At 26.9% G+C, this 14,765-nt stretch carries 15 protein-coding genes; 8 read left to right on the forward strand and 7 right to left on the reverse strand.

What is annotated here, in order from left to right; genetic code table 4:
• Positions 1-97 precede the first annotated feature (97 nt).
• Genes V2E24_RS00540 through V2E24_RS00550 form a run of 3 tightly spaced genes read right to left on the reverse strand, consistent with a single transcriptional unit; the run spans position 98 to position 2,605 of the window.
• Complete coding sequence (locus V2E24_RS00540) at positions 98-622, reverse strand: hypothetical protein (RefSeq protein WP_330500479.1); 525 nt, start codon at positions 620-622, stop codon at positions 98-100.
• Between the two features lie 14 nt (positions 623-636).
• Positions 637-1,341, reverse strand: coding sequence for a 23S rRNA (guanosine(2251)-2'-O)-methyltransferase RlmB (rlmB, locus tag V2E24_RS00545; protein ID WP_330500480.1), 705 nt, complete (start codon positions 1,339-1,341; stop codon positions 637-639).
• A 43-nt stretch (positions 1,342-1,384) separates the two neighbouring features.
• On the reverse strand, positions 1,385-2,605 hold the full coding sequence (locus V2E24_RS00550; protein ID WP_330500481.1) for a class I tRNA ligase family protein: 1,221 nt from the start codon (positions 2,603-2,605) through the stop codon (positions 1,385-1,387).
• Positions 2,606-2,677: 72 nt separating this feature from the next.
• Here V2E24_RS00550 and V2E24_RS00555 point away from each other — a divergent pair, with 72 nt between their 5' ends.
• From V2E24_RS00555 to V2E24_RS00580, 6 genes are all read left to right on the forward strand, one after another.
• The gene (locus tag V2E24_RS00555) at positions 2,678-2,851 is read left to right on the forward strand and encodes a hypothetical protein (protein ID WP_330500482.1); all 174 of its coding nucleotides are present in this window, start codon (positions 2,678-2,680) and stop codon (positions 2,849-2,851) included.
• Positions 2,852-2,874: 23 nt separating this feature from the next.
• Entirely contained in the window at positions 2,875-4,500 is a 1,626-nt protein-coding gene (locus V2E24_RS00560) for an amino acid permease (protein ID WP_330500483.1), read from the forward strand.
• A 108-nt stretch (positions 4,501-4,608) separates the two neighbouring features.
• Entirely contained in the window at positions 4,609-4,857 is a 249-nt protein-coding gene (gene rpoE, locus V2E24_RS00565; RefSeq protein ID WP_330500484.1) for a DNA-directed RNA polymerase subunit delta, read from the forward strand.
• A gap of 25 nt (positions 4,858-4,882) precedes the next feature.
• The gene (gene fba / locus V2E24_RS00570) at positions 4,883-5,746 is read left to right on the forward strand and encodes a class II fructose-1,6-bisphosphate aldolase (RefSeq protein ID WP_330500485.1); all 864 of its coding nucleotides are present in this window, start codon (positions 4,883-4,885) and stop codon (positions 5,744-5,746) included.
• A 161-nt stretch (positions 5,747-5,907) separates the two neighbouring features.
• On the forward strand, positions 5,908-6,150 hold the full coding sequence (locus tag V2E24_RS00575) for a hypothetical protein (protein WP_330500486.1): 243 nt from the start codon (positions 5,908-5,910) through the stop codon (positions 6,148-6,150).
• A gap of 70 nt (positions 6,151-6,220) precedes the next feature.
• Positions 6,221-6,826: an FMN-dependent NADH-azoreductase gene (locus tag V2E24_RS00580; protein WP_330500487.1), complete on the forward strand. Its 606-nt coding sequence runs from the start codon at positions 6,221-6,223 to the stop codon at positions 6,824-6,826.
• Between the two features lie 45 nt (positions 6,827-6,871).
• Here the strand turns inward: V2E24_RS00580 and V2E24_RS00585 are convergent, their stop codons facing one another.
• The 4 genes from V2E24_RS00585 to ligA form a co-directional block, all read right to left on the reverse strand.
• The gene (locus tag V2E24_RS00585; RefSeq protein WP_330500488.1) at positions 6,872-7,690 is read right to left on the reverse strand and encodes a GNAT family N-acetyltransferase; all 819 of its coding nucleotides are present in this window, start codon (positions 7,688-7,690) and stop codon (positions 6,872-6,874) included.
• A gap of 8 nt (positions 7,691-7,698) precedes the next feature.
• Positions 7,699-8,430 (reverse strand): thermonuclease family protein, encoded by a 732-nt coding sequence (locus tag V2E24_RS00590; protein WP_330500489.1) that lies wholly within the window; start codon positions 8,428-8,430, stop codon positions 7,699-7,701.
• Between the two features lie 62 nt (positions 8,431-8,492).
• Positions 8,493-9,704, reverse strand: coding sequence for a YitT family protein (locus V2E24_RS00595; RefSeq protein WP_330500490.1), 1,212 nt, complete (start codon positions 9,702-9,704; stop codon positions 8,493-8,495).
• A 24-nt stretch (positions 9,705-9,728) separates the two neighbouring features.
• Positions 9,729-11,795: an NAD-dependent DNA ligase LigA gene (gene ligA / locus V2E24_RS00600; RefSeq protein ID WP_330500491.1), complete on the reverse strand. Its 2,067-nt coding sequence runs from the start codon at positions 11,793-11,795 to the stop codon at positions 9,729-9,731.
• Positions 11,796-12,106: 311 nt separating this feature from the next.
• On the opposite strand from ligA, the gene V2E24_RS00605 reads away from it, so the two are divergent.
• Together V2E24_RS00605 and metK are read left to right on the forward strand one after the other, a co-directional pair.
• A complete protein-coding gene (locus tag V2E24_RS00605) occupies positions 12,107-13,102 on the forward strand; it encodes a hypothetical protein (protein WP_330500492.1) in 996 nt (331 codons plus the stop codon).
• Between the two features lie 280 nt (positions 13,103-13,382).
• A complete protein-coding gene (gene metK, locus V2E24_RS00610; protein WP_330500493.1) occupies positions 13,383-14,525 on the forward strand; it encodes a methionine adenosyltransferase in 1,143 nt (380 codons plus the stop codon).
• The last annotated feature ends 240 nt before the right edge of the window (positions 14,526-14,765 follow it).

The following is a 14,765-nucleotide window of genomic DNA, read 5'->3' on the forward strand; positions in this document are numbered from 1 at the left end:
TAAATATTATGTATTTATTGATTGAATAATTTTTGTTTATCAGGTAATAAATTGAACATTTTTAGTTTACAAAAAAGGATTAAAGAACATGTTTTTGTTAAATTTTAATTAATGAATTAACTAGATCGTTAATTTTTTGTGTTGAGTAAAATTCGAAATTATTATTGAAAAAATTCTTTATAAATTTCTTTTCTTCGAGATTTAGATTTATAAAGTGATTTTTAAATGTCGGTAAAGTATAAGTTTGTATATTCGAACTTTTCTTAAGTGAAGATATTAAGTTATCTTCGAAGTAATTTTGTCTTGATATGTTTTTAGATTTTAATGAATAAAAATAATATTTAAGTTTTCCAATTAAATATTTATCTAATTGAACGATTTCTTGAATTTTAGAATCTAAAGATAGTTTAACTAAATAATCTAATGCTTCGTGTGTAATTAAAGCAGTATCGTTTTTGACTCATTTGTTTGATGTTAAAAACTCTTTAGCTAAAAAAGAACGAATGTAACCGCTATATTTAAATTCTAAATAATGGTAAAGGCTATTAAAATTAACAACTTTAAAATACTTGACAATCTCATCTCTTAAAATTGGATTGGGAATAACGATTTTCTTCTTCAAGAAAACTCCTAGTTTTATAAAAATTCGTTAATTTTAAACAACAGTATTCCAGTAGCTACAGAAACATTAATTGACTGTACGCTACCTCTTTGGTTAATATAAATTTCCATATCACTCATTTTTAAAGTGGATTTAGAAATTCCTTCTTGTTCATTTCCAACAACCAAAGCTAAAGGAAAGTTGTAATTTACTTGGTTGTATGAATGAGCGTTTTCATTTAAGTTGCTAGCGTAAATCCAAAAGTTATTTTTCTTAAGTGAAGTTATTGCAGCTGATATACTAGCAACCTTAATGAATTTCATGTCCACAAACCCACCACTACTAATTTTTAAAACTGTTGAGGTGATGTCTGCAGCTCTATCTTTTGGATAAATAATGTGTTTAACCCCTGCTGCATTTGCTGTTCTGATTATTGCACCAAAATTATGAGGATCTTGAATGTGATCTAAAATCAATACACTCATAGGTTTATCCTTATATATAACTTCAAGGGGGTGAGTGTCAATATTCTTAATAAAAGCTACAAAGTTTTGGTGGTTTTCTTTAATTTGCTGATTAATAGTGTTTTTATCAATAATTTCAATTTTAAAATTTTGTTTTTTAAGTTTTAAAATTAAATCTTTATCTTTTTGATTAGTTACTCAAATTTTTTCAATCGGAAAATTAAATTTAACAGCTTCTATAACAGAATTACGTCCACTCATAATTAATTTTGACATATTTACCCCTTTTATTTATTTTTGTTAAATTCAAAATTTAAATTTATATTAAATCTTTTTTTATTAAAATTTCTCTAAATTTATCAGCTTGAGAATAATCTTTTTGGCTTAATGCTTCTTTTCATTGTTTGTAAATCTTTATATATTTTTGAAAATCTTCATCAAAAACAATACCTAAGTTTTCGAACGATTTAACACAAATATAGGCATATAAGTCGTTTTTTGATTTGTTATACTCTTTGATTAATTCATTAATTTCCTTGTTAAAGGCATTGAAATTTCTATTTCAAATTAAATTCATTAATTCATTTATTTTTTGCGTTGAATCATTATTTTTGTCACTAAAATTATTTAATAAAGTTAAAAATTTTAACTTTTTAATTTTATTTAAATATTTATAAGCATTATTGATATTTTCTTGGGAAATATTAATTGGTGCATTAAAAGCACTTAAAAGTAAAAAAATTCTAAATATATTTTGCGAGTGTTGAACCAAAAAGTCTTTGGCTAATAAAACATTTCCTAAACTTTTAGACATTTTTTGGTCATTGAGATTAATTTGGCCACTTCTTAATCACTCCTTAGTTAAATCTTTATTAAAAAGTGAAAAGTGTTGAATGTTTTCATTTTCGTGATGTGGGAAAGTTAAATCCATTCCGCCACCGTGAATATCCACACCCTCTTGACCAAAATTTTTATATATTAGCGCACAACATTCAGTGTGTCAACCAGGTCTTCCTTTACCAAAATTAGAATCAAACTTTATTCCTACACTAGTATCTTTTCACAAAGCAAAATCAGCAAAAAACTTTTTATTAGAGTCGTTTTCGTCATTTTTCATCATTTGCAAATTTTGATTTGAAACTCTTGAATAGTTATTTTGATTTTTTTGAACATCAAAATAAACATTTTGACCTACTAAATAAGCATTTTGGCTTTTTATTAATTTATTGATGTACTCAACTATAAAATCAATATTTTCAGTAACTAACTCAAATTTGGTTACAGTATCAACATTAAACATTTTTAACAGCTCAAAATACTCATTTGTGTAGTGTGAAGAAATTTCCTTTTCGCTTTTATTTTGACTTAGAGCTTGATTGATAATTTTATCGTCTATATCTGTGATATTATGAACAAAATTAAAATCAATATTTAAAGCTCTAGCAGCCTTTAAAATAATGTCAAAAGTAATAATTGGGCGCATATTTCCAATGTGTGGATCATTATAAACAGTTGGCCCGCAAACGTATATTTTTTTCATAATTACTATTATAAAGCATTAATGTTTTTATGTGTTAAAATATAGATAATTACATTATTTTAAGGAGTAGATATGAAAACAAATATTATTAATTTAACCTATATTCAAAGCACAGAAATTAATACCAATAATATCTACTTTCATACTATTGATGTTTTGCATGTTTTTTGGACTTTCTTTAAAAAAGAATTTTTTGTTAATTTTCCGTTTCACAAAAGTTTTAAGTTGCATAAATTAAGAAAATAGAAATTTTAAACTTAATTTAAATAATGTCTTCTTTCAAGAAAAAAGAAAATTTAAAACTTAAAAACAAAAAAGCTAGCAAAAAAGATAAAAAATTAAATTTCTTTGCTGGTATTTTAATTGTGATCGGAAGTTCAATAGGGGCAGGTATTTTCTTCAAAAGTGAAGCTGTCCTCACCCAAAATAATTCAAGCCTAATTTTGGCTATATTCAGCTGAATTATAGCGAGTTTAGCAATTTTATTAATGGCACTTAGTTTATTAGAAATCACTTCAGATACTAATGGTGATTTATCAATTGTAGGATGAAATAAAAAGTTTAATAGATGAATGGTTTATCAAATGTCCAAAAATTTTAGTTTGTACATTAACATACCAATAACTTTTTTTATGATGCCTTTATACGCGATAATGTCATTTCAGGATGCGCTGCAAGCTTTTAACATTAATGTTATTATCGGAAACGGCGAATATGATTATCTAATATGAATTACTTTATTAGTATTAATTAATTTATATTTATTGTTTACCTCAGGCTTAAGTGCTAAATACGCAAGTGCAAATAATAACATTACACTTATTTTTAAAATTTTAGCAATTGTAGCTAGTGTAGTTGTGGCATTAATTTATTTTGTTTATTCAAAAGAAATTAATGTAAATTGATTAACAAAAAATGATTACAACCCTTCTGAGCAAGTATTTAGCATTTACAAATTTGCTCCTGGGATAGGATTGTTTATTTCCTGAGCAGGAATATTTTTTGCTTATGATGGTTTTTATGTGGCTACTGGTATTTCAGAAGAATTAAAAGAACCTAAAAAAGCGCCTAAGGCTTTAATGATTGGGTTGGTGGTTGTGACAATTTTACACTTAATTATTGCTCTAAGTATGTCAATTAACGGTAGAGGAGATTTTAAGAAGTTTTTAGATTTTTTAAAAACTTATAACTATCAATGAGTTTTTGCCTTAATTAACTTATTTATAGGAATAGGAGTAATTGGAATAATTAATGGTTTTAGTTTTTGAATCCCTAGATTTATTATTGAGTTAATCAAGTTAGAAGAAATACCTTTTTCAAAAAAATTAAAAAAACTAATCAAACCACATTCTACTAAAGTTGGATTGTTATATTCACTTGTTTTAATTTTTCCAATAGTTTTTGTTTTCATTGTTGCTGGAATTTTATTTTATCCAGAAAAAAATGATGATTTTTATCAACTATATGGTTCTAAAATGAGCAGTTTATATAATTTTGCTGACTTAATAAGCAACTGAATTAGTTTAATTATTTTTGGTTTTATAGCTTTAAGTTGTTACGGAGCTATAAAAGATGCGCTTAAAAACAAAAATAAATATCCTAAATGATTTATTAGTGTTAATGCGATTATTGTTCTTTTTATGGGTGTTGTTTTAGTTGTCAACTTTAGCTTACCTTTTGTTGAATTGCCACTTTTAATTAATCAAAAAAATACACTAGAGATATCAGAGACTTTAATCGAGAAAATAAACTACGAAATCCAAGGTAAGATTTTATCTATAATTGTCTTTTTTACTTTTATTGCAATAATGATTTTACCCCCTGTTTTTACAAAGTATCAACTGCTGCAAAAAACACAAAAATTATGCTTAAAAATTTCAAAAAAACATAGATAATTTAAATATTACTATTGCAAAAATCCCACATTATTTTTGCAAGTAATGTAAATAAAATGAAAATTAATTTAAAAAAAACTATAATTTAAAAAAACACAAGGAGCAACTATGAAAACAATGCTAGACGTAGCTTTATCTGTTGTTAACAATAAAGAAAGCGACGCATATGAATTTGAAGACATTTTTGAAAATGTTGAAAACGAATTAATGGACAGATGAAACCAAGAATTAGTTAATGATAAACTAACTTACGCTAAATTAAGAGTTAAAAAAATGGGTGAATTATACCGTTTATTAACTGTTGATGGTCGTTTTGTTAGAAATAATGATGGAACATGAAGTCCAGCTTATAGATAAAAGTTGCTAAATATTAAGGAGAATTATGGCATTAGTTAATGCAAAAGAAATGCTTAAAAAAGCATACGAAGGAAAATATGCAGTTCCTCACATTAATATTAATAATTTAGAGTGAGCTAAAGCAGTTTTATTAACAGCACAAGCTGAAAACTCACCAGTTATTGTTGCTACAAGTGAAGGTGCACTTAAATACATGGGTGGATTTGATGTAGTTACAGGAATGGTTAAAGGTTTAGTTAAAGATTTAAACATTACAGTTCCAGTTGCTTTACACTTAGATCATGGTTCATACGAAGGTGCTAAAAAAGCTATTGAAGCAGGATATACATCATTAATGTTTGATGGATCACACTTCCCATTTGAAGAAAACTACGCTAAAACAAAAGAATTAGTTGAATTAGCTAAAAAAGCAAATATGTCAGTTGAAGCTGAAATTGGTACTATCGGTGGTGAAGAAGATGGTATTGTTGGTGATGGAGAATTAGCTGACCCAGAACAAGCTAAAAAAATGGCAGCTTTAGGTATTGATGTTTTAGCAGCAGGAATCGGAAACATTCACGGTCCATACCCAGAATCATGAAAATCATTAAGCTTTGAAACATTACAAGAAATTTCTAAAGCAGCAGGAATTGGTATTGTATTACACGGAGGAAGCGGAATTCCTAGCGATCAAATTAAACGTGCTATTTCAGAAGGTGTTACAAAAATTAACGTTAACACAGAATTACAACAAGCTAACCACAAAGCTTTACGTGCATACATTGAAAGTGGTAAAGATTTAGAAGCTAAGAATTTTGACCCACGTAAATTATACAAACCAGGTTATGATGCAATGTGTCAAACAGTTAGAGATAAAATTCACGAATTTGGATCAAACAACAAAGCTTAATATATTTAATAATAATCATAACATCTAAAACAGTAGCTTTAAGCTATTGTTTTTTTATTTAATGAGCTTTAGCATTTAAAGTAAACTGCACGCAGATATAAACAAAATAGTTTAAATTTAGTCCAAAATACAATTTAAACACAAATATGTATGGGAGGTTTATGAAATTAAATGAGTTTGAAAAATTAACTCCTCAAGAGTATTCAAAGATAACTCCAGGGAGTTCTTTGGCGCTGTTGGTTAGCACCTTACCATCTTTAATTAGTGCTATTGCACCACTGGTGGGATTGATAAAAGCTAGCATTTCGGATAATGGAGAAATTAAAACAAAAGAGTCAACATTTAAATGAGACTACCAAAAGTCAAATTCAGCAAATAAAGAAAAAAATGTATTTTTATTTTAAAAATTAACTAAAATTTAACTTTTTCGTTTTTTAGTGTTATAATTTGAGCATAAAAAATAAGGAGTAAAATATGGAAAAAGTACTTTTTTTACACGGTAATGTAATGGCTGATGACAAATCTATTTCTAATCAATTAGAAAAAAGATTTTTGGAATTATACGCTTTAAAACACCCAAGTGCAGAAATTGAAGTTATTGACTTAGACCAAACTAAATTAGCTGAAGTTTTCCTAACAAAAGAAACTTTAAAAGATATGAAATACTACAAAGAAGTTGATAGTGACTTTTGGATTGAAAAATTAAAACAAGTAAATTCTGTTGTTATTTCATGTCCTATGATAAATTTTGGTCCAAGTGCTATTGTAAAAAACTTTATTGATGCTATTTGCGTTGCCAACAAAACATTTTCTTATAAATATTCTAAAAAAGGTGATGCTATTGGTTTATTAGATCACTTAAAAGTTATGATTTTAACAACTCAAGGAGCACCAGCTGATTGATATCCATGAGGAAGCCATGTTAAATGATTAGAAGGAACATGAAAATTCTTAGGAGCTCAAAAAGTTGAATCAATTTTAATTGGTGGAACTAAATTAGCTGATGTTAGTTCTTTAAGTGCTAGCGAAATTGTTAAATTACACGATGCTGAAATTGAAGACAAAGTGGCAAAATTTTAATATAAAAAACCAAAATTTAAATTTTGGTTTTTTTCTTTTTTATCGTTAATTTAAGATGTATACGTAAATTTGAGAGTAATCTATAAAGCCTAAATCTTTATAAACCTTACCAGCGATAGGGTTGTCGTAAAATAAAATAGGTTTTATATTGTTTTGAACTAAGTATTTAATTAATTTTAACATACACATTTTTGCGTATGATTTGTTTCTGTGTTCTTTGAGCGTAAAAACCCCGCCTATCATGGCACTGTTCTTAGTTAAACAAGAAGTAGAGGCGTGAGAAACAATTTGGTTATTTTCTTTAATAACAAAAGGAATATAAAACCCACTTTTATAAATTTGTTTTTGATGATCCAAATCGTATGATTGGTTGCCTAGTCCAGAAAATTCTTTAATTTGTTTTCTTGATTCTATTATATTTTCTATTTCGCTTTCATCAGCTAAATAAGCTAAGTTTTGGTTATTTTCCAATGCATCATTTAATTTGTCTAATATCAGCATGTTCTCGTTTTTTAATTGATATTCAATGTTATTGTTTTTTATCAAATTAGCTGTGTGCAAGTTAGATTGAGAAAATGTAATAATGTTTTTAATTTTATATTGATCAATTAATCATTTTAATTCTTTATCTTCAATTAATGAATAAGGATCAAAAATAAGAAGATTTTCATAATACACATAATAAACTGATTTTAGTTGTTGATCTTTAAATTTAACATAAGTAGCAACAATATCACTTTGTAAACCAAATTCGTTAATATCAGCGATTATAAATAAATTTTCGTATGGTGATTGTTCTAAAAGTTTAAGTATTTGACTTTTTTGCTCTTGTTTTGCTTTAATTAAATTTAATGTTTTTTGCATTTTATCCTTTAATAATTGATTCTTTTTCTGTTGTAATATGAATTTTTAATGCTTTTTTCTGATCAAATTCCTATTTTTTGACTTCTTGCTTGATTCTGGATTTGAATTAATTGATTGTAATAATTTAGTTCGAAGTCGTTTCTAACTGCAAAATTCTTATTTTTGGGATCTGTTGTAATATATCAAACCATAGCTAAACCTTGCGCTAAAACCATTTTTGATAAATCGTTATCGTTTTTATCAGTGATAATCCCTACTTGACGATCATAATGATCTTTTTTAAGTGGATTTAAAGTGTAAATGTTATCGGGATTAGATTTAACGTAATTACTTAAAAGGTCTTTAGCTTGCTGAGCATAATAATTTTCTTTTGGTGCTAGTTTATTTTCGGGTTTAGATTCTTTAAATGTTTCAGGGGCATCAATTCCGTAGAATCTAACTTTTATTTCTGTTTCAAAATCATTGTTTTTTCATAAATAAGCAGTATCGCCATCAATTATTCTTATATTGTTGTATTCGTTTTCTTTAAGAATGACATTTGTTTGTGGCTGTTTGGGTGGTTGTTGATCCTTAATTTGTGGCTGGTTTTGAATTTTTATATCTTTGTCATTTTCTTTAGGAGTTTGTTCAAGTTCAGGATCTGATTTTTTCGAAATTGAAAAATCACAAGAGCTAACAAAAACCCCACTAATTAAAGTCATTGCAAATAAATATGTTCAAAGTTTCTTAGTTTTTTTCACGTTATAAATTATATAAAGTTATTTGAAAATATACAAAAATAAAAAAACGTCATTGACGTTTTTTATCTTTCAACATAAGCGGTATTAAAGTTACCAAATAACGAATTAACCTTAAATGTAGTAATAAAGACACTTGGATCAACTTTTTTAATATCGTGAATTATACTTTTGGTTTCCATCAATAACATTACTGTTTCTATTCTGTAAATTTGTTGACCAGAATATCCACTATTCATTGTTATAACTTGGTAACCGTGTCAGTAGTTAATTAGTTTTAAATAACCTAAAACTTTTTCAGGATTACTGCATGAAATTGTAACTTTAACTTTTGCGTATTTTGGATAAACTAAATTAATAATTAAACCATTTACAGCAATATACATAAAAGTAGATAATTCTCTCATACCAAATAATATTCTTACTGATTCTTCTTTACCATCAACAATTTTTGTATATGTAACAGGTTGTAATATAGAGTAAATAACTAAGAAAATAACAGCTCCAATTAATGATACTAAAGTCATAATACCTGAAATGTTTTTCTTGGTTTTTGTTGAATAATAATAACTAATAAAGTCAGTTCCACCAGTTGAACCACCGGCTTTTCATGATATAGCAACAGCTATAGAAGTCATAGATGCCCCAATTACCCCATAAAGTAGTGAAGGTCATGTGTTAAAACCTTGATTTGCATCATCTCAACCTGGAGCAAAATTAAAGAAATCATGAAGCGAACTTACTATTTTATCTGTAAAAATTAAGTTACTTCCAATTTGAGCAAACATAAAAATTGCAGTCATAATCGTAAACTGGAGTTTAATTTTACGACCAAAGATTATGAACATTGGTATGTTTACAGCTAAATATAATAAAGCAAAGTATGGTTTTATATTTGAGTTTAACAAAATAATTAAAGTAGGAATCCCTGTTAAACCACTTGGTATTGTATGAGCATGGAATAAAAACACGTTAATTGCAAAGTTAAACACAAAAGCGCTCAATATAATTAATATTACTTTATATCAGTATAAATGAATGATTTGTTTGAAACTCATTTTAGTTTCAGTGTTTATTAGATATTTACCAATTTTGTAATTAATTAACATCGCTTCACGAGCTATTTGATCTTGTTTTGCTTGATAATTGCAACAATCAGGATCATGTTCATTTTGTGAAGGGTCTTTTTTGAAAACAGCAAAACCTTGAATTTTTGAAGCTTTTGCCTTTTCACAACAAGACTCAGTTATAATCATTTTTGGAGTTTTCTTTTTCATGTATAAATATTAGCAAATTCCAGATTATTTTAAAAGATTTTTTAAATCATTTTCATCAATAATAACAACATTATTTTTGATTGCTTTTTTGTATTTGGAACTACTTGAAGTTTGTTGTTTATCCCCTACTAATAAGTGTGTTACGTCTTTTGTAACATCTGTAGATGTTTTAGCTCCGTGCGAATTTAAAAAATCAAAATACTCATCTCTAGACATAGATAATTTTCCGGTAATACAAATATTCATATTTTCGAGTTTATTTGAGAGTTTTTGCTTTTGTGTATCTTCTTGAACAAAAATATTGTTTAAAAATAATATCAATTCTTTGTTTTTGTCGTTTTGAATATATTTTTTAAGAGATAAAATAGTTTTTTCTCCTATATCTTTAATATGAATTAGCTCATCTAAGTCAATCTCTAAAAGGTCTTTAATTTCTGTAATTTTTTGACAAATTAATTTACTTGCTCTTAGACCAACATCCTTAATTCCTAATCCATAAAGAACACGGTATAACTCAACTTTTAAAGATTTTTCAATTGAATTTAATATGTTTTGAACTTTTTTATCTTGGAATTTATCTAGTTGAATCAGTTGTTGATATTTATTTTCGAGATTAAAAATATCTTGAATATTGTTAACTATTTTTTTATCAAAAAATATATCTATGGTTTTGTTACCTAATGTTTTTATATTTAAGGCTTTTTTGGAACAAAAATGAATTAAACTTCTTTTAATTTTTTCAGGGCACATATCATTTAAGCAAAACTGATCTACATTTTGTTCAACATAAACTAAAGTAGATTCACAGCTAGGGCACTTAAGTACCTTTTCAAAAACGCCAACTGAATTTTTTTGGGCTAGATCAATAACCTTAGGAATTATCTCTCCAGCCTTAATAATTTTTACTTGATCACCTATATTTAAGTTTAATTTTTGAATAAATTCATAATTGTGTAATGTTGCCTTTTGCACGTTTGTTTGGTTTAATAATACTTTTTCAACGTTAGCCACATATGTTATTTTTCCGGTTCTACCAACAAAAGTTTCAATATCCTTTATTTTAGTTATGGCTTCTTCACCTTCTAATTTGAAAGCGATAGCATAATGAGGAAATTTACTTGTATAACCTAATTTATCAAAGTACTTAATAAAATTGAACTTTATGACAAAACCATCTACGTCATAGTCTAAATTATTTTTAACAACACTAAATTTATCAATCTCTTCAGCTATTTCGTCAATATTTTCTGCGTAAAAGTTGTAATTTTGAGTTGGAAAATTATGTCTTTTTAAGAATCCAAAACTTTCTTTTATTGTATTAATATTATGCTCTAGTGCGTCACTTATTTCATATAAATATGCACTTAAATTTCTATCTTTAACAATTCTGCTGTCTTTTTGTCTAAGTGTCCCGCTTGCGGCATTTCTTGGATTAGCAAAAAGCATTTTCTTAAGTTCTTCGTCACTTTTTTGCTCGTTTATAGGCTTTTTAGCTTCTTTTGTTTTTAAATCTTCAAAATATTTATTATTGTTAATTTGAAATTGTTGTTTTGTTAGAAATACTTCACCTCTAACTTCTAAATCCTTTAAATAATCTATTTTTTTAGGAATAGATGATATCTGATAAACATTCTCGGTTACATCCTCGCCTTCTACTCCATCTCCTCTAGTTAAAGCTTTTACTAATTTGCCTTCACTATAGTGCAATGCGATACTTAAGCCATCAATTTTATACTCTAGCGAGAATAATAAATCCATAACATCGACTTTTTCAGATATATTCTCAATATATTTTTCAATTTCTTCAATAGTGTAAGCTTTATTTAAGCTAAGCATCGGGTTTTTATGTTTTACTTTTGTGAATTTATTCGAAGCTATACCCCCAATAAAGTTAGTCGGAGAATAATCAACTTTTAATTGTGGATACTCTTTTTCGATTAATAATAATTCGTTGTAGTATTTATCATATTCTTTGTCTGCGACTGTTGGCTTATCCAGATTATAATACTCATGATTTCACTGTAAAATTAAGTCTATAATGCTTAAATATTTTTGTTTTATTTGTTCTTGATTTTGTTCGTTTTTATTCATACTTTTATAATTATAGATTTAAAAAAACAAATAAAGATAATATTAATGAACAAAATTTATTTTTAAATATATGAAAAAAATTTTCATATTCACATATTTACAAAAAAAAAAAAAAACAGGCTTTTTTCGTTCAAAAAAACAAAATAAATTGAATAAATTAGTTAAAAAACGGAATAGTTTCATTATTATGACGTTTTCCATATCTTTTTCCATCTTTTTGTATTTTTTATTTTGTTTTTTTATTTTTTTATAAACAAGTCTTTTGCAATTTATTTTATTTAGAGTTTTTATTTTGCTTATAATATGTTTATATGAACTCTAATAATAATAGTAAAAAAGTGCTTGTAATTGGTGAAGCTTTAGTTAATTTTGACTCTGATAAATATTTATTTAATGAGACAAATAACTTCAACGTAAAAATAGCTGGAAGCTCAACAATTGTAGCTGCTAACATTGGTCGTTTAACTAAAGATGTGCGGATTTTGACAATCCTAGATCAAAATAATTTATTTTATTCAAAAATTATTGATTTTTTTAGTTTAAATCATGTTCAATCATACACGGTGAATTACGAAGGAAGAGTTGGTGCTTTATATACAAACAACTCTCAAGACAAAAATAAATCCCGTTTTTATGATATAAGTAACACTTCTTTTTCTGCTTCTGAAGGTTTGAGTTTTGAATTAAGAAAATTAATTGACGAATCTATTTCGCACATTTACATAAGTATGATTGATATTTATCGTAATCGTAATTTAAAAAATACATGATTAACACTTTTAAGGTATGCTAAAAATCAAGGATTAAGCGTTTCTATTAATCTTAATTACAGTCCAGACATTTTCAAAAATTTCAGCGAATTCACTAGGTTATGCCAAGAATTTTTAGAATATTGCGATTATGTTTATGGATATATTGATTTAGTTTTTGAAAAAGATAATACCGAAATAGAAGTAGATCGTTATTCATTCAAAAGAAAGGCTGAAGTGTTCTTACAAACATACAAAAATGTTAAAGCACTACACTGCTTGCAAATAACTCAAAACTCTACAAATAAATTTATTAATGCTTTCTCATATTTTAATAGCGACGTAACCGAAAGCCCAAAAATTAAGATTGATAATTATGATCACTACCTTGAAGAAGCTTTTATAGGGGCACACTTAAGTGCTTATAACTCTGAAAGACCCTTGGTTGAAGCGCTACACTTTGCTTTAAAAGCCACATATTTTAAGAGTTTATATTATGCAAATAATAATCTTTCATATTTTTATGAAATAGAAAATTATATTATTAAAACCAAGTAATGAAATTTACCTATTTTTCTTTAATAAATTGCAAAAAGTTAAAAAAATGCAATTTAATAGGTTAAATTTCATTTTTTTACTAATTTAAAAACAAAAAATATGTTTTATCATTTCTCTGTTATAATTCAAAAGATTAGCATTAAGAGTATGGTAGCTTGACAGCTAAGACCATTGCCAACCTGCTTGTTTGTAAGGTGGATAGTCAGGGTTTAAAAAACCAACATGCGGTATTTTTTATACTCTCTTTTTAAGCTAATCAAATAAATCAGGAGAGTTTATAATGAAAAAATTATTTACAAGTGAAAGTGTGGGTAGAGGACACCCAGATAAAGTTTGTGATCAGATATCTGATGCAATTTTAGATGAGTATTTAAAATTAGATCCGCACTCTAAAGTTGCCATTGAAGTAATGGCTAGTGGTAATAATGTTTTAATAGCTGGTGAAGTAAATTCACGTGCCAAAATTAATGTTAAAGAGATTGCGCAAAACATTCTTAAAATTCTAGGATACTATAGTTACGATACCAATTTCTTTACCGATATCAAACAACAAAGTCCAGACATAGCTCAGGGAGTTGATTTAAAAAATGATGACATAGGTGCTGGAGATCAAGGTATTATGTTTGGATTCGCGACAAACGAAACATCAAATTACATGCCTTTAGCAATAAATATTGCTCACCGTTTATGTCAAAAAGCTGAAGAATTAAGAAGTAAAAGACTTTTTAAATATGCAAAAGCGGATATGAAAAGTCAAGTTACTGTTGATTATACAGATGCAAATAACACAAAAATTGACACAGTTTTAATGTCAATTCAACATGATGAGAAATATGATCAAAATGAATTCTTCAATTATATTAAAGAAGAAATTATTTATCCAACACTAAAAGAATTTGGTTTTGACACAGTCGAAAAAATTTTAATTAACCCGACAGGAAAATTTGTTTTAGGTGGGCCTTGATGTGACACAGGATTAACTGGTAGAAAAATTATTGTAGACACATACGGAGGTTACGCACACCATGGTGGTGGAGCTTTTAGTGGAAAAGACGCAACCAAAGTAGACAGAAGTGCCGCTTATGCTGCTAGATATGTTGCAAAAAATTTAGTTGCTGCACAACTAGCTGATAAAATAGAAATTCAAATAGCTTATGCTATTGGTCAAGCTAAACCAGTTTCAATCAACATTAATTCTTTCAATACAAATAATGTAGATGAAGAAATTATTGAAAAAATAGTTTCAGAAGTTTTCGATTTAACACCTAAAGGAATCATCGAAACTTTAGATTTAAGAAAACCAATTTACTCTAAAACAAGCTATTTTGGTCACTTTGGTAGAGAAGGTGAAAACTTTACTTGAGAAAAGTTAGACAAGGTTGAATTAATTAAAAAATTAGTCAAAAAATACTCTAACAAATAAATACTCAAATAGACATCAACACATCCTCTGTGGATGTGTTTTTTTCTTTTTAACCATATTTTTAACCATAGCCGATTTTAAGTATGAAAAATCTAAGTTTCATTTTCCTTAAGCACTTTTTAATATCAAAATCAGTGTCAAAGATTTTGTTAGTGGTTAAATCTTTGATTATTTTATGTTTTTTGACTTACGCTGATGAAGTGTGATGAGAGAGTCTATATTTTCGAAAAATTTAGAAAC

Origin of the sequence: Mycoplasmopsis ciconiae (genome assembly GCF_036350065.1) — a bacterium.
GTDB lineage: Bacteria > Bacillota_I > Bacilli_A > Mycoplasmatales > Metamycoplasmataceae > Mycoplasmopsis > Mycoplasmopsis ciconiae.